The sequence below is a fragment of the Microbacterium azadirachtae genome (assembly GCF_000956545.1).
Taxonomy (GTDB): Bacteria; Actinomycetota; Actinomycetes; order Actinomycetales; family Microbacteriaceae; genus Microbacterium; species Microbacterium azadirachtae.
Genome location: NZ_JYIT01000050.1, coordinates 1 through 21,983, shown reverse-complemented (window position 1 = coordinate 21,983; position 21,983 = coordinate 1). Strand labels below are relative to the sequence as shown.

The following is a 21,983-nucleotide window of genomic DNA, read 5'->3' as shown; positions in this document are numbered from 1 at the left end:
TGGCGGCCTCTGAGAAACAAACGCGATCGCGCCTCACGTCCTTTACGTTCGCTGCGACGCGGCCGCGTTGGCTGCTCCTGGTGCGCTTACGTGGTCGGGAGCGCGCGCCTCGAGCGCGTATGGCGAGCACGTGACGAACGAGCTCGTCGCCGAGATCGCCGCCGAGGGCACCCCGGTCCACACTGGCGGGGCATACGGCATCGACGCGACGGCGCTGCGTGCCACGCTGCGAGTCGGCGGACGCGCCGTCGTTTGGGCGGCCGCGGCGTCGATCTCACCTCCCCCCTCCGGGCACGCCTCCCTGTTCGACCAGGCCTCAGCTGCGAGGGGGTGCGCGGTGGTGTCTGAGATGCCCTTGGGGACCGCGCCGACGCGTTGGCGCTTCGTCAGCAGGTCCCTGCTTCTCGCGGCAGCGACGCGCGCCACGGTGATCGCAGAGGTCGGCATCCGGTCGGGAGCCCTCGCGGTCTGCACGCACGCGCACGAGCTCGGTCGGGGCTTGGGGATCATTCCAGGTCCGATCACGTCATCGACGTCGATGGGCTGCCACGCTCTGCTGCGGCAGATTGGCACACAGGTGATCACCTGCTCCGCGGACGTGCGGGAGCTGGTCGACCCGCACGCGATGCTGGCGCTCGACAGCGCGGCTTGATCTTTGCGTGTCGGGGTCCGCCCACGCAGAGGGGCCCGACACGCCGGACCTCGCACGCCGCCGCTCGCCCGCCGCACTCATGTGGGTATGGACACAAAGAGACGGCGCCGGCACCACAACGCGTTGTTCGCGGCGCTCGAGGAAGCCGAACTGCGGGCCGAGATCGCCGAGGCTCGTGAACGGGAGGCTCGTGCCGTCAACCACGCCAGCGTCGAGCGCGCGGATGCGGTGCACGCCTGGTTGAAGGTCGTGCGGAGGGCCGTCGGGATGTTGGTGTTCCCGATCATCCTGCTCCTCAGCGCGGGCTGGGCGCCCGAGCACCTGCTACCGCTCCTGTTGCGATAGTGCGCCCCATGCGTGCCACCTCCGGTCCTGCCGAGCTCGGGCAGGTCCGCCGACGCAAGTTGCGGACAGTGCCATCTTCGACAGGATCCTCAGTTCCTGTAGGTTCGGGCAGAGGTTGGCACTGGAAAGCACTGATTCCGGCATAGCTGGCGGTCATCGTGTCCGATGTGACATCTGAGCGACATGTCACGTTGGATTCCGACATCTTCCCTCGGAACCTACAGCCCGAGCTGCGTGGCCGCCGACATCATCGATGCGGCAATGGAGGATCCATAACTTGCACACTCGTGTGCACTTTAGCTGTACACTTGTCCGGTGACCGACACCATCGCACCCCGCCGGCAGCGCCGGGATGCCGCCGAGAACCGGGCGGGCATCCTCGCCGCCGCCTCACAGGCCCTCGCCGCAGACCCGCACGCGTCCGTCGACCAGATCGCCCGCGCCGCCGGGCTCAGCCGACGCGCGCTCTACGGACACTTCGATGACCGCACCGCACTGGTGCACGCCCTGATCTCGGCCGGGGCGGCGCGCTTCAACGCCATCGCGCAGCGCGTCGACGATCCGGACAGCCGCATCGCCTTGGCCCGGCTCACCGCCGACCTGTGGCGCGAAGCGGCGCACGTGCAGGTCGCCGCCGCGATCGCCCTCGACGAGGCGCACGTCGAGGAGACGGCCACCGCGCTCGCCCCGCTGCGACGCGTGCTCGCCGCGCTCGTGCGCCGCGGACAGGACGACGGCGAGCTGCGGCAGGACATGACCGCGCCGACCCTCGCCCGGCTCATCGAGGAGAGCGCCCGCACCGTGGTCACCCGCACCGACGCCTCCTCCCCCGTCGCCGCCGGCATCGCCGTGCGTGCCGTGCTCAGCATCGCCGGTCTCGGCTGGCGGGAGATCGACACACTGCTCGCCGCCCACCCGGAGCTCGCGGCGACCGTGGCGCCCGATACGCTTGCCACGATTCCCGCCGAGGAGGGCCGCGCATGAGAATCGCCGTGCACGAGGTCAGCAAGGGCAAGAAGGGCCACGCGCTGCCCACCACCTCCCTCGAGATCGAGACGGGCCACGCCCGCTTCGTCCTCGCCGAGACCGAGCTGCGTCCCACGGTGCTGGGACTCATCGCCACCGGGCGGATGCGCCCCGACAGCGGGCGTGTCACAATCGACGGCACCCGCAACGACCGCGACCTGCGCCGCCGGATGGCCCTCGTCGACGCGCCCGAGGTGAGCGACCCGCACCCGGGCGTCACCCTCGCCGCGGTCGTGGGCGAGGAGCTCATGTTCGCCGGCCTCCCCGCGACCCCGCTGCACGCGCGGCGCTGGCTGGAGCAGATCGGTTTCGCCGAGCTCGCCTCGCAGCCGATCGGCACGATCAAGCCGTCGGTGCGCGTGCGCGTGATGGCCGAGCTCGCCGTGCTCCGCGACGACGTCGAGGGGTTCGTGCTGGTCTCCCCCGATCGGCACGGCGGGCGACCCGAGGGCTGGTGGCGCATCGCGTCCGAGTTCGCGGACCGCGGATTCGCGGTGCTCGTGATCGTGGGCGGCTCGGCCGCCGCGGTCATCGAGCAGCTGCCCGAGGCGCTCGAGACCGACTATCCGTCCAACGCCACGGTGCCCGTGCGTCCGCTCGCGGACATCACAGGATCCACGACCGCGATCGACGCGGGGCAGGATGAGGAGCTGCTCCCGCCCTTGGACGATGAGCGCGCACCGGCGGAGCCGGAGCGAGACGAAACGCCGCCACCCGACGAGCACCGCGTTTCGTCTCAGGCGCCTGCAGCGTCTTCGCTCAACGACCCCGAGGCGACCGAGCCGGTCGCTGAGCCCATCGAAGCGACCACCCCCGACGACGTCCCTTCGACGAGCTCAGGGACCGACGACACCGCCACCGACCACCCCACCGAGACCGAGAACGGAGCCGAGCGATGAAGATCCCCGCCATGATCGGCGCCGAGCTGCGCCGGCTGACCGCGTCGCCGATGGCCGTGATCGCCCTGATCGCCCTGATGGCCGTGCCGATCCTGTACGGCGGGCTGTACCTGTGGGCGAACCAGGATCCCTACGGCAAGTTCACCGAGGTCCCGGTGGGACTCGTCGTCGACGACGCAGGAGCGACCTCCGGCGACACCACCACGAACTACGGCGAGAAGGTCGCGGACAACCTCGTCGAGGGCAAGGCGTTCGACTGGCAGCGCCTGAGCGCACCGGCCGCGCGCGCGGCGCTCAAGAACGGCGACGTCGACTTCACGGTGACGATCCCGAAGGACTTCTCCGAAGCCCTGCTCTCGTCCTCGGGCACGAGCCCGCACCAGGCGCGGATCGAGCTCGAGACCAACGACGCCAACAACTACCTCGCGTCGTCGATCGGATCCGGCGCGGTCGAGAAGATCCGCCGATCGGTCGCCGAGATGGTGGGACAGGAGGCGGCCGACAAGCTTCTCACGGGGCTCAGCGACGTGCGCGCCAAGCTCGGCGAGGCGGCCGACGGCGCCGGCAAGCTCTTCGACGGCGCGAACACGGCCGTGAGCGGCAGCGGTCAGCTCGCCGACGGGACCGCGCAGCTCGCCGACGGCGCGGCGCAGCTCGCCGGGGGCACGCAACAGCTCGCCGACGGCTCGCAGCAGCTGGCGGACGGCGCGGCGACCCTGGCCGACGGCGCGCAGCAGGTGAGCGCCGGCAATCAGCAGCTCGCGCAGTATGCGAACGAGGCCGGATCCCTGGTGCAGCAGGCGACCGATGCGCTGCCGCAGGTGCGCAGCGACATCGCGACCGCGCTGGCCGACCGCGGCCTCTCCCCGGCGGAGGTCGACGCGGTGCTGGCGAAGCTGGATCCGCTCGGCGACAAGCTCCGCAACGGCAACGACACGGTGCAGGGCGCGGTCGGCAAGATCGACCAGCTCGCCGACGGCAGCGCCCAGGTGGCGTCGGGGAGCGCGACGCTCGCCGACAAGTCGCAGCAGCTCGCGAACGGCGCGCAGACCGCCGCATCGGGCGCTGCCGCCCTGAGCACCGGCGCGGCGAGCGCCCGCGACGGCGCGAAGGCGCTGCACGACGGCCTCGGCACGCTGGCGAACGGCATCGCGACGCTGCGCGACGGGCTGAAGGCCGGCGTCGACGCGATCCCGTCATCCACCCCCGAGCTGCGCGAGCAGCAGGCGAAGACCATCGCGAACCCCGTCGACGTGTCCAGCGACAAGGTCGCCGCCGCCAAGGACTACGGACAGGGGCTCGCCCCGTTCTTCGCGGCGCTGGCCGGCTGGATCGGCATCTACGCGCTGTTCCTCATCATCAAGCCGATCTCGCGGCGGGCCGTGACGGCCCTGCATTCGCCGATCCGGATCACGCTGGCCGGCTGGCTCACCCCCGCCGGATTCGGCGCCCTGCAGATGCTGGGCCTGCTGGGCGTGCTCGCCTGGGCGCTCGGGTTCACCTTCCAGAACGGCTGGGGCGCGCTCGGGATCATGGTGGTCGCGTCGGCCACGTATGCCGCGATCATCCTGGCGCTGAACGTGTGGCTCGGATCCGTCGGGCAGTTCATGGGCCTGGTGCTGATGGTGCTGCAGCTCGTGACGGCGGGCGGCACGTTCCCCTGGCAGACCCTGCCGGCGCCGCTGGCCGCGCTGCACCACGTGCTCCCCATGGGATACGTCGTCGATGCGATGCGCCAGCTCATGTACGGCGGTCAGGTGGGACGGGCGATGACCGATCTGGGCGTGCTCGGGATCTGGCTCGTCGGCTCCCTGCTGGTCGCGATGATCGGCGTGACGAGGATGACCCACAAGCGCACCCTGCGCGACCTGCAGCCCAGCCTGATCGGCTGAGCCCGGGGCGCGGACGGTGCGAGCGGTGGGGACGGCGAGCGACGCCGGATGTGATGGAGTGGAGGAGTGAGCACTCCCGACCTGACGCCGGCCTTCGGCGGGAGCGTCGCCGCCTTCTCCGAGGGCTCGTCGACCCTGATCGCCGAGAGGACCGGATCCGGGTCGCACGTCTTCCTGCTCGCGCACGGCCTCGGCATGGGCCGCAGCGTGTTCGGAGAACTCGCGCGCCGGCTCGACGGCACGGTCGTCGCGGTCGACCTCCCGGGGTTCGGCGCGGCGCCGGAGCCCGAGCTGCCGCTCACGATGCCCGAGCACGCCGACCTGATCGCCGCGCATCTCGCCGCCACGGGCACGCCGCCGGTCATCGTGATCGGGCACTCGATGGGCAGCCAGGTGGCGGCCGAGCTCGCGGTGCGCCACCCCGACCGGGTGCGCGCGGTCGTGCTCGCGGCGCCGACGGTCGACGCCGGTGCCCGCCGCGTCGCTCGGCAGGCGCTGCGCTTCCTGCACGACACCGCATCGATCGACCCCCGGGTGGTGATCCGCGGCGTGCGGGAGTACCTGCGCGCCGGACCGCACATCGTCCGCAAGATCCGCGCCACCGTCGCGCATCGCCCGGAGGAGGTCTATCCGCGCATCGCCGTGCCGACGCTCGTCCTGCGCGGCGAGCGCGACCCGGTCTCTCCCCGGGCCTGGACCCAGGCCGTGGCCGAGGCGATCCCGCGCGGCGAGTTCGCGGAGATCCCGGGCTGCGGTCACGAGACGATGATCCGCGATGCGGAGCCCGCCGCCGCCCGGATCCACGACTTCCTCTCCCGGATCTGATCCCTCCCCGCGCTCACTGGTCGCGCATTGCGGCTTCGGTGCCCTGAAACCCGCAATCCACGACCAGCGAACGAAGGAGATCCCGCCGCCCGGAAGGGTCAGAGCTCCCAGGTGTGCACGGGGGCTCCGGCGTGCATGTGCTCCAGGTAGTCGGCGAGCATGCCGTGCAGCGCCTGGGACCGGGTCTCCCCGGCGCGCTCGCGGGCGGCGACGTTCTCCCGCTGCCACACCGCGCCGTTGCGTCCGGTGAGGCAGCGCTGCTCGATGACGCCGAGGTAGCGATCGCGCTCGGCCGGATCCACGCCGTACCCGTCGAGGCCCTCGGCGGCGAGCGCCAGCAGGCGCCGCAGCACCAGCTCGCGCGGGCCGATCCAGCCGACCTCGGGCCAGTACAGACGCGACTCGATGCCGTCGCGGGCGGCGGAGTGCAGGTTCTCCTCGGCCGCGTCGAAGGTCATCTGCGTCCACAGCGGGCGATCGGCCTGCGCGAGCGCGTGCACGAGGCCGTAGTAGAACGCGGCGTCGGCGAGCACGTCGACGATGCTCGGACCGGCCGGCAGCACGCGGTTCTCCAGACGCAGGTGGTAGCGGTCGCCCTTCCCGTCGTAGATCGGGCGGTTCCAGCGGTAGACCGTGCCGTTGTGCATGCGCAGCTCGGCGAGCGCGGGCGCACCGCCGCGGGCCAGCACCGCGAACGGATCCTCGTCGGTCGTCACCGGCAGCAGCGCCGGGAAGTAGCGGGAGTTCTCCTCGAAGAGGTCGAAGATCGAGGTCACCCAGCGCTCGCCGAACCACACGCGCGGGCGCACGCGCTGGTTCTTCAGCTCGACCGAGCGCGTGTCGGTGGCCTGCTCGAACAGGGGGATCCGGGTCTCGTGCCAGAGGGCCTTGCCCGCGAAGAACGGCGAGTTGGCGGCGAGTGCGACCTGCACGCCGGCGATCGCCTGCGCGGAGTTCCAGTACGCCGCGAACTCCGCCGGATCCACCTGCAGGTGCAGCTGCACCGAGGTGCAGGCGGCCTCGGGCAGGATCGTGTCGCAGACGATGTCGAGGGTCTCCCGCGCGGCGCCGTCGCCGAAGCCGCCGCCGAGGGCGGGCCCGTCGAGGCGCAGCTCGATGTCCTCTCCCCGCGCGGCGAGGATCTGCTGGCTGAGCAGGTCGTACCGAGGATCCGCCGACAGCCACGCCCCCGTGAAGTGATGCTCGTCGAGGGTCGGCAGCATGCCGATCATCGCGAGACCGCACCCGGCGCCGCGCGCCTTCGCGTCGGCTGCGTTGAGGGACGCGCGCAGCGAGTGCTCCAGGTCGGTGACGCTGCGCCCTGCGAGCGGCCGGGGCTCGACGTTGATCTCGATGTTGAACTGGCCGAGCTCGGTCTGGAACGCCGGATCGGCGATCGCGTCGAGGGCGGCTTCGTTCGCCATGGCCGGGTCGCAGGCGTCGTCGACGAGATTGAGCTCGATCTCCAGGCCCAGCCGCGGCTCCGAGATCTCGAACTGTCCGTCGGCGAGCATCATGGCGAGCGCGTCGAGGCAGCGCGCCGTCTTCTCGCGGAACAGCGTGCGATCCTGCCGGGTGAACACCCGTTCGTCGACGTGGTCTCCCATGGCGAGAAGCTACTCGCCCCCAGGCCGCCGCGTCGAGGACCGATTCCGGAAGGGATCGGGTCGACGCGGCGGGTCGGCTCAGGGATGCGCGGATCGCGGGCCGGGGCCCGCGGGGAGCGGCCTCAGCCCCGCACCTCCGCGCGAACGCCGTGCTCGTCCTCGACGGGGATCACGGCGCCTTCGCGGATCCACAGCGGCACGGAGTCGAAGGCGTGCGTCTCCCGGCGCCAGCCGCCTCCCTCCGTCTCCTCGCGCGTGAACCAGTTCGTCCACCGTCCGCGCGGCAGGTAGTACTCCACGTCGCCGGACGCGGTGAACACCGGCGCCACCATGAGGTCGGGGCCCAGCATGTACTGCCGGTCGAGGTGGCCCGCCGCCGGATCGTCGGGGAACTCGAGCACCATCGGGCGCATCACGGGGCGTCCGCTGCGATGGGCCTCCTCGCCGGCCGCGACGAGGTAGGGCCGCAGGGAGCGCTTGAGCTTCGTGAAGGCGCGCGCGACGTCGACTGCGCTCTGCCCCGGCTCCTCCTCGCCGGTGTCGAACGCCCACGGCACCCGGTAGTTGGTGGATCCGTGCAGGCGCGAGTGGCTGGACAGCAGCCCGAACGCGAGCCACCTCTTGAACACGGCGGGATCCGGATCCCCCTCGAAGCCGCCGATGTCGTGGCTCCAGTATCCGAAGCCGCTGAGCGCGAGCGACAGCCCGCCGCGCAGCGACTCGGCCATCGAGACGAACGAGGAGGAGTTGTCCCCGCCCCAGTGCACCGGCATGGCCTGCCCTCCGGCGGTCGCCGAGCGCGCGAACAGCACGGCCTCGCCCTCCCCGCGCTCCTCGACGAGCACATCGAACACCGCGCGGTTGTAGAGGTGCGTGTAGCGGTGGTGCATCGCCTCGGGGTCGCTGCCGTCGTGCCACGCCAGCCCCGACGGGATCCTCTCGCCGAAGTCGGTCTTGACGGCGTCGACGCCCTGCCGCAGCAGTCCCCGGATATAGCCCTGGAACCACGCCGTGGCCTCGGGGTTCGTGAAGTCGACCAGTGCCATCCCGGCCTGCCAGAGGTCCCACTGGAACACGGATCCGTCCGGACGACGCACGAGGTACCCGCGCTCGCGCCCCTCGTCGAACAGCCGCGAACGCTGCGCGATGTACGGGTTCACCCATGCGCTCACGCGGAGCCCCCGCTCGTGCAGGCGCGCCAGCATGCCCTCCGGATCTGGGAACACCGCGGGATCCCATTCGAAGTCGGTCCAGTGGAACTCCCGCATCCAGAAGCAGTCGAAGTGGAACACCTCCAGCGGGATGTCGCGCTGCGCCATGCCGTCGATGAAGGCGCTGACGGTCGCCTCGTCGTAGTCGGTCGTGAAGCTCGTCGACAGCCACAGCCCGTACGACCAGTCCGGCACCCGGGCGGGCCGGCCGGTGAGGCGCGTGTACCGATCGAGCACCTCGGCCGGGGTGGGACCGGCGATCACGAAGAACTCCAGGCTCTGCCCCGCCACCGAGAACTGCACCTGCTCGACGGCCTCGGATCCGACCTCGAACGAGACATGGCCCGCATCGTTCACGAGCACGCCGTATCCGCGGCTGGAGAGGTAGAACGGGATGCTCTTGTACGACTGCTCGCTCGACGTGCCGCCGTCGGAGTTCCACACGTCGACGGTCTGCCCGTTCTTCACGAAGGGGCCGAACCGCTCGCCGAGCCCGTAGATGAGCTCGCCGACGTCGAGGGAGAGCTGGGCGTGGACGTAGTCGTCCGCCTCGGCCTTCCCGGTGCGGCTGATGCCGTCGGATCCGACCGGTTCGGCCACGACCGCGGCCTGCGGTGAGAGGCCGATCGCGCCGATCGACCGGTGCCCGCTGGTCGTGTAGACGCCGCCGTCGTGCTCGAAGGACAGCTGCCACGGGGCTCCGCGACGGACGCGGGCGCGCAGCGATCCCGCGTCGAGCACACCGCCGTCGTCGTCGAGCCGCGCCTCGGCGCGGTGCCCGGGGTCGGCGTCGAATCCAAATCCCCGGCCGGATCCCGCCGCGCCGCGGTGGTGCTCGATGCGCACCCGGATCACTCCCTCGGCAGGGCTCGCGAGCGAGACCGTCAGCAGCGGCCGGTTGAGCGTGTCGCCGCGGGACCCGATCACCCTGGTCGGCGCCCAGATCGTGAGCTCGCCGTCGGCCGCGACGAGATCGCGCGCCTCCTGCGCGTAGAGGGCCTCGACTCCGGGACGCAGCTGCCAGAACCCGTCGGTGAACTTCATTACTTGACTGCTCCTGCCGTGATGCCACGCGTCAGCGTGCGCTGGAAGATGAGGAAGAAGACGAGCGTCGGCAGCAGACCGAGCAGCGCCGAGGCGCTCGTCGTGGTGACGTCCATGAGCCGGTCGCCCTGCAGGGCCGTGATCGCCACGGGCACCGTCTGGTTCGCGTTCGACACGAGGAACGTCAGCGGGATGAGGAACTCGTTCCACGTCCAGATGAAGAAGAAGATGAGCAGCACCGACAGCGTCGGCCGCGAGATCGGGAACACCACGCGCCACAGCACCTGCCAGCGTCCGGCGCCGTCGAGCGCCGCGGCCTCGAGCACCTCCTTGGGGAACGTGCCGAACACCGACGCCAGCAGGTACGTGCCGAAGGCCGACTGGATCACGGTGAACGTGATGATCACCGACCACGGGTTGTCGTAGAGCCCCACCTGCTTGAAGAGGAAGTAGAGCGGGTAGAGCAGCACCTCCTGCGGCAGCATGTTCGCCAGCAGGATCAGCACGACGATCCACAGGCGCCCCTTGACCCGGCCGATGCCGAGCGCGAAGGCGTTGAGCATCGACAGCCCCACCGCCAGCACGGCGACCGTGCCGGAGATGAAGAAGCTGTTCCAGAGCTTGAGCGGGAAGTCGACCCGGTTCCAGAACGCGCCGATCCCGTCGAAGTACAGCTCCTTCGGCAGCGACAGCGGTCCGGACGTGTTGTAGTCGCCCGGCGACTTGAAGGAGTTGATCAGGATCAGCAGCAGCGGCACCGCGATCAGAAGACCCAGTGCGATCGCGGCCACGAGCATGACCCAGTCGGACGGGCGGCGTCGCGCGATCCCTCCGCGGCTCATCGCGCCTCCTCCTTCTCCATGCGGTTCTGCACCAGGATGAACACCACGCTCACGACGGCGATCACGACGGTGAGCGCGGTCGCGATGGTGGCTCCGTAGCCGACCTGCTGCGACTGGAAGAACTCGCTGTACGCGTAGTAGGCCGGCACGATGGTCGAGGTTCCGGGGCCGCCGCGGGTCAGGGCGTAGACGGGTCCGAAGACCTTGAGCGCGGCGATCGTGCAGGTCAGCGTCACGACGAAGATCTCGGGCCGGATGATGCCGACCGTGATGGCGCGGAACCTCTGGAACCAGTTGGCGCCGTCGAGCTCCGCCGCCTCGTACAGCTCCGGATCCACCCGCTGCAGCGCCGCCATGAAGATGACGACCGGGTAGCCCAGCTGCACCCAGACCATGATCACCATGATGCTGACGAGCGCCGTGTCGGCGCTGCCGAGCCAGTTGTGCTGCAGCGCACCGAGCCCGACCGCCTCCAGCACCTGGTTGAGCGCGCCGTTCTTCGGACGCAGGATCCAGCCGATCACGATCGCGGCGATCACGGCGGGGAGGATCTGCGGCAGGTAGTAGGTGGCGCGCAGGAAGCTCGCGACACGGCCGCCGAACTTCTTGCCGATCAGGTCGAACAGCATCGCCGCCAGCAGCAGGCCGAGCAGCGTCGGCACCACGACCATCGCCAGGATCATCGCGACCGAGTTGCCGAACGAGGTCCAGAACACGTCGTCGCCGAACAGGGTCTGCCAGTTCTTCAGGCCGATCCACTGCGGAGGTCGGATGCCGCGATACCGGGTGAATGTGAGGAAGATGTTCCAGCCCAGCGGGATCACGATGATCACGATGAGCAGGGTCAGCCCCGGGAGCAGGTAGGGCCAGAACGCGCGGGGGCGCGATCCGGGGAGGAGGCTGTGCGATTCGGCCATGCCGTCGTCCTTTCGGGAGTCGTCGGGCGGTCTCGGGGCCGCCGTGCGTGCGACGGCCCCGAGACGCTCAGCCGACGATGTCCTTGACGCCGGCGGCGTACTGCTCGCCCAGCTGCTTGCGGACCTCCGCCGGCGACTTCGTGCCGTTGATGAGCTCCTGCATTCCGGCGTTCACCTGGTCGTAGAACGTGGGCGTGGGCCAGTCGGGGTAGAAGGCGAGACCGTCGCGCTTGGTCACGGTGTTGAAGTTCTCGATGAGCTCCTTCGACTTCTCGTCCGTGATCTTCGAGGTGTCGGCCGCGACGGGCACACCGCCGTTGTTGCCCAGGATCGCCTGGATCTCGGGGCGCATGGTGATGTCGATGAACTTCTCCGCGAGCGCCTTGTTCTTGGCGTGCTCGGGCACCACCCACATGTTCCCCGCCGAGCCCGGGGTGAACTCGCTGCCCGGGAAGAGGAACGTGCCCCACTCGAAGCCCTTGACCTCGGTCATGAACCGCCCGTACCACCAGCTGCCCGAGACGAACATCGGGGACTGGCCGTTGATGAACGCGACGCCCGCGTCCTCGGCCTTGATGCCGCTCGCATCCTTGGAGATGTAGCCCTTGGCCGTCCAGTCCGCGATGGTCTGGGTGGCGTAGGTCAAGGGCTCGCCGTTCCAGTCGACCTTGTGCTTGTAGAGCTGGTAGTCGTCGACGAACGACCGGTCCGCCTTGGTGAGCGCCAGCTGGTACCAGAGGTGGCTGAGCGGGTACTCCGCCGCCGACTCGGACAGCGGCGTCTGGCCGGCGGCGGCGAAGGTCTTCATCGCCGCCTCGAACTCGGAGAGCGAGGTCGGCACCGCGACCCCCGCCTTCTCGAAGGCCGTCTTGTTGTAGTAGACCTCGACGTACTCGCCGTAGTTGGGCACGCCGTACCAGCTGCCCGACCCCATGATGCCCTTGTCGTCGTACTTGGCCGTGGTCTGCAGGCTCGAGGCGAGCTTCTTGTCCCAGCCGTACTTCTTCACGGCGTCGTCGAGCGGCGCCAGCAGTCCCTGGCTGGAGAGCAGGCCGGCCGTGCCGTTGCCCTTGGCGTACTCGAGCACATCCGGAGCCTGGTCGGAGTTGAGCACCTGGCTCGCGGTCGAGCGGATCTGCTCGAAGCTCTTCTCCTCGAACTGGACCTTGGCGCCGGTCTCCTTCTCGAAGACCTTGACGGCCTCGGCCCAGGCCTTGCCCATGGCGCTGTCGGCGCCCTCGTAGTGCCACATGCGCAGGGTCTTGCCGGCGCCGTCGGTGTCGTCGCCGCTGCCGCTCGCGCCGCTGCAGCCGGTCAGCGCCGCGGCGACGGCGGCGGTCGCGGCGACGGCCGCGAGGATTCGGGTGTGCTTCATTGCTACCTCCGTGATGTTGTCGAAGCGTTTCGACAGTGTTGGAAAAGGGGACAGTGGTGGAAAAGGGACAGGCGGAAAGGGATCGATGGGAGCGGATGGGGAAAGGCTGTCGAGGCGGAGGCCTCGGGTCAGCGGGGAGGGCTCACCGAGCCGAACGCCTGATAGCGCGGCTCGGTGAGGCGCACGCCGGGTTCGACGGACTCGCCGTCGGCCATGCGCGCCGCCAGTCCGACGGCGAGCTCGCAGGACGACTCGGGCTCGAGCGGGATGCGGTCCAGCGGGGTCGAGAACGACGACGTGTCGAAGGAGGATCCGATCGACACGACAGACATGTCCGCGGGCACGGAGAGCCCGGCCGCGGCGAGCTCGGCGAGGACGGCGGAGTGGGCCGCGTCGTCGCAGTGCAGAGCCAGAGCGGTGACGCCGTCGTCGATCAGCCGGCGCACGGCCTCGCGGATGTCGCGATGCCGCTCATCGCCCTCCCCCGGGTACTCCGCGGAGACGGCGACGCCTCTGCGACGGGCCTCCTGCTCGACACCGCGGCGCACCCTCGGCGGGAAGTTCGAACGCGCGTAGGCGCTCTCGGGATGGCCGACGAAGCCGATGCGGCGATGGCCGGCGTCCGCGAGTCGATCGACGGCGAGCGCCGCCGCCGCCTCGAAATCGAGGTCGACGCAGACGAGGCCCTCGACGTCTTCGGGCACGCCGATGAAGACCGTCGGCACGTCGATCGCGCGCGACAGCGCGACCCTGTCGTCCTCGGGGGCGACGTCGAGGACGATGATGCCGTCCACGAGCCCGCTGGCGGAGACGCGCCGCATGCCGGCGGACGCCTCCGCGTCCGTCAGCAGCAGGATGTCGTAGTCGTACCGGCGCGCGGCGATCGAGGTCGCCAGTACGAAGCTCATGTGGGTCGGCGCGTGCGTGTCGGGGCGGAACGGCTCGGTGAGCGCGAAGATCTGGGTCCGGCGCCCCGCGAGCATCCGCGCGCCCGCGTTCGGCTCGTAGCCGAGCAGGGCCGCAGCGCGCTCCACGCGATCGCGCGTGGCCGGCGAGATCGACCGCTTGCCGCTCAGGGCGTACGACACGGTGCTGATCGACACGCCGGCGGCCTCGGCCACCTCGTGGATCTTCGCCATCGTCGTCTCCGGTCTTCTTCGGTCGGTACAGGCGCTGGTGAAGCGCTTCGACAACCCGACGATAGCGATCCTCCCCGGCGAGCGCAAGATGTTTGTTGCGTGCTTCAACTTATCGCCGCGGCCTCCGGACCCCGCGAGCCGCGCCCCCTCCCGGCCTCGCCCCTCGTGCGCCGGCCCTACGCTGGTCGAGTGCGGCGGACGACGATCGAGGGGGTACGGGTCGCCTGGGCGCCCCTCGGTCCCGGCGACCCGCGGGAGACCGCCGACGCCCTGATCCGCGCGCTGGCCGCCGAGCTCGCGCCGGGATCCGACCTGCGCATCGAGCGCCGCTGCCCCGTGTGCGGCGGGCCGCACGGCCGGCCGGTGCTGCCGTCGGCGCCGGTGCGCGCGAGCGTCGCCTATGCCGACCCCTGGACGGTCGTGGCCGTCGCCGGCGCGGACGACGTCACGGCGCTCGGCATCGACGCCGAGCCCGCCGCGGCCGCGCCCGACCTCGCCGCCCTGTTCGCTCCCGCCGATCCGCCGGATCTGCGCAGATGGACGCAGATCGAGGCCGTGCTCAAGGCGGACGGGCGCGGACTGCTCGTGCCCCCGGACCGGGTTCGGTTCACCGGGGAGGACACGGCGACGGTCCCCGGCGGCGGGGAGTACCGGATCCTGCCGGTCCCGGCCGGAGCCGAGCTCCTCGTCAGCCTCGCGGTGCGCCGTCCGCGCTCAGCCGCGACGCCCACGCGTCGACGGTGACGACCTCGGCCTGACGCGGGAAGACCTTCTCGAGCAGCACGCGGTGCACTTCCGGATCCTGATCCGCGCAGGCATCGGCGAGCACGGTGAGGCCGAAGTCGCGGTCGGCGGCCTCGCGCACCGTGCTCAGCACGGCACCGCTCGTCGAGACGCCGGCCACCACGAGATCCGTCGCGCCGAGCCCGCGCAGAACGACATCGAGATCCGACGCGAACGCGCCGTAGCGGCGCTTCACGACGACCGGCTCCGCAGGGCGCGGGGCGAGCGCGGCGATGATCTGCGTCGCCTCCGCGTCCTCGGTCATGTGGGGCGCCTGCGGCGAGTTCGCGATGCCGCCGAAGGCCTTGTTCCGTGCGGCCGCCTCCGGGAAGCCCTCGCGGAACGCGACGCGGACGAACACCACGGGGATGCCCGCCGAGCGCGCCGCCGAGAGCGCGCGCCCCGCGTGCGCGATGACATCGGAGCCCGCTTCGGCGAAGCGACCTGCGATGCCGTTCTGGAAGTCCAGGAGCAGAAGTGCAGTGGTCATCGGCTCACCTTTCGTTATTAGACAGGTACAACTGTGCAGTCTAGACTGTCGATATGACCGAGAAGCCGCCCGTCGCCGATGCATCCGCTGTGAGCGCCCTGCAGACCGCCCTGGATCTGCGCGCCGTCGTCGCGCGTCTGCTCCGGCAGTTCCGGGAGGCCGGCGCGGACGAGACGATCACGCCGTCGCAGGCCTCCGCCCTCGCCCGTCTCGGCAAGGGCGGCGTCTCGACCGTGAGCGCCCTGGCCACCGCCGAGCGCGTGCGGCCGCAGTCCATGGCGGCCACCGTCGACGCGCTGGAGACCCTCGGGCTGATCACGCGCAACCAGGACCCTGGCGACGGCCGCCGCCAGATCATCGAACTCACCGCTGCCGGACGCGCCAGGGTCGAGGGTCAGAAGGACTCGGCCGCGGCCTGGCTCGAGCACGCCCTCGACGGCCTCGACGCGAGCGAGCTGCGGACGATCTCCGCCGCCACCGCGCTGCTGGAGCGGATGCTGCCGTGACGCGGACGCCCACAGCACCCCTCGGCGGCCCGCCCCCGGAGGGGCGCTTCGATCGGCGGCTGCTCGCGCCGATGATGGTGGGGGCGATCCTCAACCCGATCAACACCGCGATCATCGCGGTCGCGCTCACGCCGATCGGTCTCGCCCTGGGCGCACCTGCGCGTGAGACGGTGTGGCTGGTGTCGAGCCTCTACCTCGCCACCGCGATCGGACAGCCGCTCGTCGGCCGGCTCGTCGACATCTTCGGCGTGCGCTCGCTGTTCCTGATCGGCGCCGTGCTCGTGGCGGGCGCCGGCGCGATCGGCCTGCTCGCCCCCGAGAACCGCGACAGCATCTGGTGGCTCGTGGCGGCGCGCGTCATCCTGGGCCTCGGCACCTGCGCCGGCTACCCCGCCGCGATGCACATGATCCGCGCGGAGGGTCAGCGCACCGGCCTCGCCTCGCCGGCCGGGATCCTGACCCTGCTGTCCGTGACCACCCAGACGATCGCCGTGGTCGCCCCCGCGCTCGGCGGCGTGCTCATCGGCGCCTGGGGCTGGCGCGCCACGTTCGCGGTGAACGTGCCGCTCGGACTCGCGACGCTGCTGCTCGGCGCCCTCTTCCTCCCGCGGCGGACGGGGCTGGAGCCCGCACCCGAGGATCGGCCGCGCATCGACGGGATCGGCATCCTGCTGTTCGCCGTCGCGATGCTCTCCCTGCTCGTCTTCCTGCAGAACATCGCTCCGGCGCTGGTGTGGCTGCTCGTCGTCGCCGTCGCCACGGGCGCGCTCTTCGTGTGGTGGGAGCGCCGCACCGCGGACCCGTTCATCGACGTGCGCGTGCTCTCCGGCAACGGACCGCTGCTGCGCAGCTACGTGCGCTCGCTGCTGACCGCGACCATCTCGTACACGTTCGTCTACGGCTTCACGCAGTGGCTCGAGGACGGTCGCGGCCTCTCCCCCACGGTCGCCGGACTCGTGCTGCTCCCGGTGTTCGCCACCGGCATCGCGGTCGCCCTCGCATTCGGCCGGCGTCCCGAGGTGGTCGGCAAGCTGCTGGTCGGATCCGCCGCCCAGCTGATCGCCGGGATCCTCGTGCTGTTCATGACGGGCACCTCGCCGATCTGGTTCCTGGTGCTGGCGATGCTGGTGCTCGGGATCCCGCAGGGCCTGAACAACCTCGCGATCCAGAACGCGCTGTACTTCCAGGCCGAGCCCGCGCGCATCGCCTCCTCGGCGGGCCTGCTGCGCACGTTCTTCTATCTCGGCGCCATCGTCTCGTCGGTGATCTACGGCAACGTCTACGGAGCGCGGGCGACCACGGAGGGCCTGCACGTGCTCGGCTGGGTCGTCGTGGGGATCGCCACCGTGTTCCTGCTCCTCACGGTGTTCGACCGGTCGCTCGCGCGGATCGGCCGCACCGACGGCGACCCGGCCTGATCCGGCAGAGCCCGGTCAGTCGCCGCTCGCGGCGCGCGGATTCACGTTCAGCGCCTGAGTCACCGGTGCGGGCTCGATCCCGGCCGCGCCTTCGGGCGCCTCCGGCAGGGCCGGCAGGGCGGGCGCATCGAGCCAGGCATCGAAGAAGGCCTCGAGCCGCCGCCCGGCCACCGAGGCCGCCAGCACCCGGAAGTCCTCCGTGGCCGCGGTGCCGCCCCCGAACCGCTGGGTCCAGGTGCGCAGGATCCGGAAGAACACGTCGTCGCCCACGGTGAGCCGCAGCGCATGCAGCAGCAGGGCGCCGCGCTTGTAGACGCGGTCGTCGAACATGAGCTCCGGACCCGGGTCCGAGAGCACGAGATCCTGAGGCTCCGCGGCGAGCGCCGCCCAGTGCCCCAGCGCCTTCGCCTGCGCCGTGTGACCGCCGCTGCGCTCGGACCAGATCCACTCCGCGTAGCAGGCGAAGCCCTCGTTCAGCCAGATGTCGCGCCAACGCGCGACCCCCACGCTGTTGCCGAACCACTGGTGCGCGAGCTCGTGCGCGATGAGGCGCTCCAGGCTTCCCCGGCCGTCGATGTGGTTCGCCCCGAAGACGCCCATCCCCTGCGCCTCGAGCGGGATCTCCAGGTCGTCGGCGGTGACCACCAGGCGGTACGAGGGCAGCGGGTAGTCGCCGAACGCCTCGGTGAACACGCCCATCATGCGCGGCAGCGGAGCCAGATCCGCGTCCACGCGTCCGGCGAGCGCGGCGGGGTGCAGCACCTGTCCCTCGACGCCCGCGACATCCATGCCGCGCGCGACATACTTCCCGATCTGCACGGTCGCGAGGTAGGTCGGGGTCGGAGCGGAGCGCTCGAACACCCATGTCGTGCGCCCGCCCTTCGTCGCCGTCGAGATGGGTTCGGCCGCGGCGACCGTGTACCCGGGATCGGTGGTGACGGTGAAGCGATAGGTCGCCTTGTCGCTCGGGTGGTCGTTGCAGGGGAACCACGACGGCGCGCCGATGGGCTGCGAGGCGACGATCGCGCCGTCCTCCAGCTCCTCCCAGCCGAGCGTCCCCCAGCGCGTGCGGCGCGGGCGCGGCGCCCCGCCGTATGCGATCGTGAGCTCGAACGGGTCCCCTGCCGAGAGCTCGCGGCCGAACGCGACCTTGAGCTTGCGGTCGGTCTGGGTGAAGCCGATCCGGCCGCCCTTGCCGCCCGCGACACCGCCACGGGCGGCCTGCACCTTGGTCGCGCGGAGCCCGACGAGGTCGAACGACACGGACTTGGTCGGCTCGACCACGCGACCGTGCACCACGGCGACGGCGTCGAGCCGGTTGGTGCTGAGCCGGTAGTCGATCGTCAGGTCGTAGTGCTCGACGCGGTAGCGGCGGTCCCCGCTGTGCGGGGTGTAGTCGTCGGGGCTCACCGTTCCATGCTCACAGATCCCGACGCCCGATGCGCGCCGTTCCGCGCCTCACTGCGAGAGCCGGCATTCGGCGGCCTGGTAGGTGCGCACCTTCACCGCGCGCCAGGGTCCGATCGGGTTGCCGCTCCACCGGCTGCCGACCGGCACGCTCTCGCCGCGCATCACCAGGGATGCGGGCCCGACCGTGGCGTCCGAGCCGATCGTGGCGGCCGGCAGGATCACGCTGTGCGGGCCGAGCGTCGCGCCCGCCTCGAGCGTCACCGTGTCGATGCTCATGACCCGGTCGTGGAAGAGGTGCGTCTGCACCACGCAGCCGCGGTTGACGGTCGCCCCGTCGCCGAGCGTGACCAGGTCGGGCTCGGGAAGCCAGTAGCTGTCGGTCCACACGCCGCGACCGATCTTCGCGCCGAGGGTCCGCAGCCAAATGGCGAGCGCCGGGGTGCCGGCCGCCGCGTTCGCGAACCACGGCGCGGCCATCATCTCGGTGAACGTGTCGGCGACCTCGGTGCGCCACACGAAGCTCGACCACAACGGATGCTCCCCCGGGCGGATCGGACCCACGAAGATCCACTTCGCCGCGGTCGCGAACGCCGCGGCGACCGCTCCCGCCGCCAGCAGCACGACGCCCGAGAGCACCACGGCCCAGCCCGGTCCGAGGGAGGAGGCGAGGGCGGCGAGCACGAGGAGCACGGCGAGACCGAGCGCGCAGGTGAGGATCACCGGCACGAGGCGGCACAGCTCCCAGAGGCCGCGGGCGACCCGCAGCGAGGCGCGCGGGCGGTAGGTGCGTTCGAGATCCGACTCGTTCACGACGCGACGCAGCCGCACCGGCGGCGATCCCAGCCACGAGGATCCCGCCTTGGCCTTGTCGGGGGCGACCGAGAGCACCGCGACCAGGCCGTCCTTGGGCACCTTGTGCCCCGCGCCGGCCATGCCGGAGTTGCCGAGGAACGCACGCTTGCCGATGCGTGCCGCCGCGATGCGCATCCATCCGCCGCCGAGCTCGTAGGACGCGACCATGGTGTCGTCCGCGAGGAAGGCGCCGTCGTCGATCGTCGTCATCGACGGGATGAGCAGCACCGTCGAGATCTCGACCTCGGATCCGACCTTCGCGCCCAGCAGCCGCAGCCACATCGGCGTGATCAGGCTCGCGTACAGCGGGAACAGCAGGGTGCGCGCGGAGTCGAGCAGGCGCTCGGTCGTCCACGCCTGCCAGGCGACCCGGCCGCGGACGGGGTGGATCCCCTCGCGCAATCCGACCGCGAGCAGTCGTGTGGCCGTCACCACGAGTGCGGCGAACACGAGTCCCGTGACCAGCACCGACGGCACCAGCCAGATGGCCAGTCCGGGGATCGCGTCGGCGAGCGAGGCGGCGCCGCGCGCGCCCTGCACGAGCACGAGCGCTCCCACGGCGAAGGCCACGACCGGAAGCAGCCCGAGACCCATGCTCGATGCGGCATATGCCCACAGCCAGCGGCGCGGCGCCGGCGGGCGCTCTGGCGCGAGCGGCGCCGACTTGCCCCCGACCCGCACGGCGGGCGATCCGGCCCAGCGCTGCCCGGCGCGCACCCGGCCGAACACGGCGGAGCCGGGCGCGACCTCGGCGCCGCGGCCGATGCGCGTGCCGGGGGCGAGTGTGCTGCGGGCCCCGACCACCGATCCCGCGCCGATCCGGATCCCTCCGATGCGCACGACGTCGCCGTCGATCCAGTAGCCGGAGAGGTCGACCTCCGGCTCGATCGCCGCGCCGCGGCCGATGTCGAGCATGCCGGTGACCGGCGGCAGCGTGTGCAGGTCGACGTCGGGGCCGATCTTCGCCCCGAGGGCGCGCGCGTAGTAGCTGACCCACGGGGCGCCCGCGAAGCCGACCGGATCGATCTGGTGGCTGACCTGCTCCGCGAGCCACAGCCGCAGGTGCACGCCGCCGCCGCGCGGATGGTCGCCGGCGCGCACCCCCGCGAGCAGCAGCCGCGCGGCGACCGCCGCGATCGCCATCCGGCCGAAAGGGGTCGCGAAGACCACCAGTCCGACCACAATGAGCCACAGCGGTGCCGCCGGCAGCCAGGCGAAGCCCGGCACCAGGTGCAGGATCGCGCTGCCGGTCAGCAGCCACAGCACCCAGCGGATCCCGCCCAGCACGAACAGCGGGACGCCGAGCAGGGTCTGGATCCACTGCATGCGCCGCGGGGTGGGCCGGGACTCGTGGAACTCGCCCGGCTCCGGCTCCTCGTCACCCGCCTCGGCCTCGACGGCGTCGGCCATGCGACGCAGACGCGGCAGGTCGTACACGTCGGCCATCGTGAACTCCGGCGCCCGGGAGCGGATCCGGGTCACGAGCTGGGCGGCCGCGAGCGAGCCGCCGCCGAGCTGGAAGAAGTCGGCGTCCTCGTCGAGCGGCCGCGTGCCGAGCACGGCGAACCACTGCTCGGCGAGCCACGCCGCGGTGCCGGTGAGCGTCGAGTCGTCGGCGTCCGGATCCGTGAGCGGCCACGGCAGCGCGGCCTTGTCGACCTTGCCCGAGGTGCGCACGGGCAGCTCGTCCATGACCGCCAGCAGCGGGATGAGCGGCGCCGGGAGGGTCTCCGCGAGCTCGGCCCGCGCGACCTGGCGGTCGAAGCCCTCCGTGGGCACGACGTAACCGACCAGCAGCGGGATCCCGCCCTCGCTGCGCTGCACGACCACCGTCGCCGCGGTCACCGCGGTGAGGTTCTGCAGCGCCGCCTCCACCTCGCCGAGCTCGATGCGCCGCCCGCCGATCTTGACCTGGTCGTCGGCACGCCCCTGGAACACGAGCCCCGCCTGCTCGAACCGCACCAGGTCGCCGGAGCGGTATGCGCGCTCCCAGCCCAGCGACGGCATCGGCGCGTACTTCTCCGCATCCTTGGCCGGATCCAGGTACCGCGCCAGCCCCACGCCGCCGATGACGAGCTCGCCCACTTCGCCCTCGGCGACGCGATCACCTGCGCCGTCCACGACCGCCAGCTCCCAGCCGTCCAGCGGCAGGCCGATCCGCACCGGTTCGCCGGCGCGCAGGGCCTCACCGTCCATCTCCGCGGCGCACGCGACGACCGTGGCCTCGGTGGGTCCGTAGGTGTTCCAGACCTCGCGGTCCTCCCCCACCAGGCGCGCCGCGAGCTCGGGAGGCAGCGCCTCTCCGCCGAAGATCAGCAGCCGGAGGTTCTCGATCGCGTCCTGCGGCCAGAGCGCGGCCAGCGTGGGGACCGTCGAGACCACGGTGATGCCGTGCCCGAGCAGCCACGGGCCCAGATCCTCACCCGAGCGGACCAGGGCGCGCGGCGCCGGCACCAGGCACGCGCCGTAGCGCCAGGCCAGCCACATCTCCTCGCACGAGGCGTCGAACGCGACCGACAGGCCGGCGAGCACGCGGTCGCCCGGGCCGATCGGCGCGCCCTGAAGGAACAGATTCGCCTCGGCGTCGACGAACGCGGCGGCGGAGCGGTGCGTGACGGCCACGCCCTTGGGCACGCCGGTGGATCCGGACGTGAAGATGATCCACGCATCGTCCAGCGGCATCGGATGCGGCACGGTCCCGATCGCGACCGACCCCGGGTGCGGATCCTCCCCGTCGAACAGCCCTCCCC

The 21,983-nt window shown here is 71.4% G+C and carries 18 protein-coding genes; 9 read left to right on the top strand and 9 right to left on the bottom strand.

Annotation, left to right across the window (positions count from 1 at the left end; translation table 11 throughout):
- Nucleotides 1-25 precede the first annotated feature (25 nt).
- The 6 genes from RL72_RS02075 to RL72_RS02050 all read left to right on the top strand — a co-directional run bounded on the left by RL72_RS02075 (nucleotide 26) and on the right by RL72_RS02050 (nucleotide 5,639).
- Nucleotides 26-652 carry a DNA-processing protein DprA gene (locus RL72_RS02075; protein WP_082071963.1) on the top strand — a complete coding sequence of 209 codons (627 nt, stop codon included), beginning with the start codon at nucleotides 26-28 and terminating at the stop codon, nucleotides 650-652.
- 123 nt (nucleotides 653-775) lie between these two features.
- Nucleotides 776-997 carry a hypothetical protein gene (locus tag RL72_RS02070; RefSeq protein ID WP_156156668.1) on the top strand — a complete coding sequence of 74 codons (222 nt, stop codon included), beginning with the start codon at nucleotides 776-778 and terminating at the stop codon, nucleotides 995-997.
- 315 nt (nucleotides 998-1,312) lie between these two features.
- A complete protein-coding gene (locus tag RL72_RS02065) occupies nucleotides 1,313-1,981 on the top strand; it encodes a TetR/AcrR family transcriptional regulator (RefSeq protein WP_045249143.1) in 669 nt (222 codons plus the stop codon).
- Nucleotides 1,978-2,922 (top strand): hypothetical protein, encoded by a 945-nt coding sequence (locus RL72_RS02060; protein WP_211256009.1) that lies wholly within the window; start codon nucleotides 1,978-1,980, stop codon nucleotides 2,920-2,922. The genes RL72_RS02065 and RL72_RS02060 overlap by 4 nt, the downstream gene beginning before the upstream one ends.
- Nucleotides 2,919-4,814, top strand: coding sequence for a YhgE/Pip domain-containing protein (locus tag RL72_RS02055; RefSeq protein WP_045249142.1), 1,896 nt, complete (start codon nucleotides 2,919-2,921; stop codon nucleotides 4,812-4,814). Before RL72_RS02060 ends, RL72_RS02055 begins: the two co-directional genes overlap by 4 nt.
- 66 nt (nucleotides 4,815-4,880) lie before the next feature.
- Nucleotides 4,881-5,639: an alpha/beta fold hydrolase gene (locus RL72_RS02050; RefSeq protein WP_045249141.1), complete on the top strand. Its 759-nt coding sequence runs from the start codon at nucleotides 4,881-4,883 to the stop codon at nucleotides 5,637-5,639.
- Between the two features lie 98 nt (nucleotides 5,640-5,737).
- Here RL72_RS02050 and RL72_RS02045 read toward each other — a convergent pair whose 3' ends face one another.
- The 6 genes from RL72_RS02045 to RL72_RS02020 all read right to left on the bottom strand — a co-directional run bounded on the left by RL72_RS02045 (nucleotide 5,738) and on the right by RL72_RS02020 (nucleotide 13,774).
- The gene (locus RL72_RS02045; RefSeq protein ID WP_045249140.1) at nucleotides 5,738-7,246 is read right to left on the bottom strand and encodes a glutamate-cysteine ligase family protein; all 1,509 of its coding nucleotides are present in this window, start codon (nucleotides 7,244-7,246) and stop codon (nucleotides 5,738-5,740) included.
- 122 nt (nucleotides 7,247-7,368) lie between these two features.
- Nucleotides 7,369-9,501, bottom strand: a complete 2,133-nt coding sequence (gene yicI, locus RL72_RS02040) for an alpha-xylosidase (RefSeq protein WP_052674126.1) — start codon at nucleotides 9,499-9,501, stop codon at nucleotides 7,369-7,371.
- Nucleotides 9,501-10,343, bottom strand: a complete 843-nt coding sequence (locus RL72_RS02035) for a carbohydrate ABC transporter permease (RefSeq protein ID WP_045249139.1) — start codon at nucleotides 10,341-10,343, stop codon at nucleotides 9,501-9,503. The genes yicI and RL72_RS02035 overlap by 1 nt, the downstream gene beginning before the upstream one ends.
- Nucleotides 10,340-11,260, bottom strand: coding sequence for a carbohydrate ABC transporter permease (locus RL72_RS02030; protein WP_045249138.1), 921 nt, complete (start codon nucleotides 11,258-11,260; stop codon nucleotides 10,340-10,342). Before RL72_RS02030 ends, RL72_RS02035 begins: the two co-directional genes overlap by 4 nt.
- Before the next feature lie 67 nt (nucleotides 11,261-11,327).
- Nucleotides 11,328-12,635 (bottom strand): ABC transporter substrate-binding protein, encoded by a 1,308-nt coding sequence (locus tag RL72_RS02025; RefSeq protein WP_045249137.1) that lies wholly within the window; start codon nucleotides 12,633-12,635, stop codon nucleotides 11,328-11,330.
- Nucleotides 12,636-12,763: 128 nt separating this feature from the next.
- A complete protein-coding gene (locus RL72_RS02020; RefSeq protein ID WP_045249136.1) occupies nucleotides 12,764-13,774 on the bottom strand; it encodes a LacI family DNA-binding transcriptional regulator in 1,011 nt (336 codons plus the stop codon).
- A 189-nt stretch (nucleotides 13,775-13,963) separates the two neighbouring features.
- Between RL72_RS02020 and RL72_RS02015 the strand changes: the two genes are divergently transcribed.
- Entirely contained in the window at nucleotides 13,964-14,518 is a 555-nt protein-coding gene (locus RL72_RS02015) for a 4'-phosphopantetheinyl transferase family protein (RefSeq protein ID WP_052674125.1), read from the top strand.
- Here RL72_RS02015 and RL72_RS02010 read toward each other — a convergent pair.
- On the bottom strand, nucleotides 14,463-15,047 hold the full coding sequence (locus RL72_RS02010; protein ID WP_045249135.1) for a cysteine hydrolase family protein: 585 nt from the start codon (nucleotides 15,045-15,047) through the stop codon (nucleotides 14,463-14,465). The genes RL72_RS02015 and RL72_RS02010 overlap by 56 nt on opposite strands.
- Nucleotides 15,048-15,100: 53 nt before the next feature.
- Between RL72_RS02010 and RL72_RS02005 the strand changes: the two genes are divergently transcribed.
- The gene (locus RL72_RS02005) at nucleotides 15,101-15,553 is read left to right on the top strand and encodes a MarR family winged helix-turn-helix transcriptional regulator (RefSeq protein ID WP_248700344.1); all 453 of its coding nucleotides are present in this window, start codon (nucleotides 15,101-15,103) and stop codon (nucleotides 15,551-15,553) included.
- A complete protein-coding gene (locus RL72_RS02000; RefSeq protein ID WP_045249134.1) occupies nucleotides 15,550-16,971 on the top strand; it encodes an MFS transporter in 1,422 nt (473 codons plus the stop codon). Before RL72_RS02005 ends, RL72_RS02000 begins: the two co-directional genes overlap by 4 nt.
- A gap of 15 nt (nucleotides 16,972-16,986) precedes the next feature.
- Here RL72_RS02000 and RL72_RS01995 read toward each other — a convergent pair whose 3' ends face one another.
- Together RL72_RS01995 and RL72_RS01990 are read right to left on the bottom strand one after the other, a co-directional pair.
- A complete protein-coding gene (locus RL72_RS01995) occupies nucleotides 16,987-18,381 on the bottom strand; it encodes a M1 family metallopeptidase (protein WP_082071961.1) in 1,395 nt (464 codons plus the stop codon).
- Nucleotides 18,382-18,429: 48 nt separating this feature from the next.
- Nucleotides 18,430-21,983 (bottom strand): Pls/PosA family non-ribosomal peptide synthetase (locus tag RL72_RS01990; RefSeq protein ID WP_045249133.1); only part of this gene is annotated, 3,554 nt, incomplete at its 5' end.

Bases quoted from the DNA above. Each gene is read 5' to 3' on its own strand.
- RL72_RS02030 (WP_045249138.1), bottom strand. From the start codon at position 11,260: ATGGCCGAATCGCACAGCCTCCTCCCCGGATCGCGCCCCCGCGCGTTC.
- RL72_RS02025 (WP_045249137.1), bottom strand. From the start codon at position 12,635: ATGAAGCACACCCGAATCCTCGCGGCCGTCGCCGCGACCGCCGCCGTC.
- RL72_RS02010 (WP_045249135.1), bottom strand. From the start codon at position 15,047: ATGACCACTGCACTTCTGCTCCTGGACTTCCAGAACGGCATCGCAGGT.
- RL72_RS02055 (WP_045249142.1), top strand. From the start codon at position 2,919: ATGAAGATCCCCGCCATGATCGGCGCCGAGCTGCGCCGGCTGACCGCG.
- yicI (WP_052674126.1), bottom strand. From the start codon at position 9,501: ATGAAGTTCACCGACGGGTTCTGGCAGCTGCGTCCCGGAGTCGAGGCC.
- RL72_RS02060 (WP_211256009.1), top strand. From the start codon at position 1,978: ATGAGAATCGCCGTGCACGAGGTCAGCAAGGGCAAGAAGGGCCACGCG.
- RL72_RS02035 (WP_045249139.1), bottom strand. From the start codon at position 10,343: ATGAGCCGCGGAGGGATCGCGCGACGCCGCCCGTCCGACTGGGTCATG.
- RL72_RS02020 (WP_045249136.1), bottom strand. From the start codon at position 13,774: ATGGCGAAGATCCACGAGGTGGCCGAGGCCGCCGGCGTGTCGATCAGC.
- RL72_RS02005 (WP_248700344.1), top strand. From the start codon at position 15,101: ATGACCGAGAAGCCGCCCGTCGCCGATGCATCCGCTGTGAGCGCCCTG.
- RL72_RS02045 (WP_045249140.1), bottom strand. From the start codon at position 7,246: ATGGGAGACCACGTCGACGAACGGGTGTTCACCCGGCAGGATCGCACG.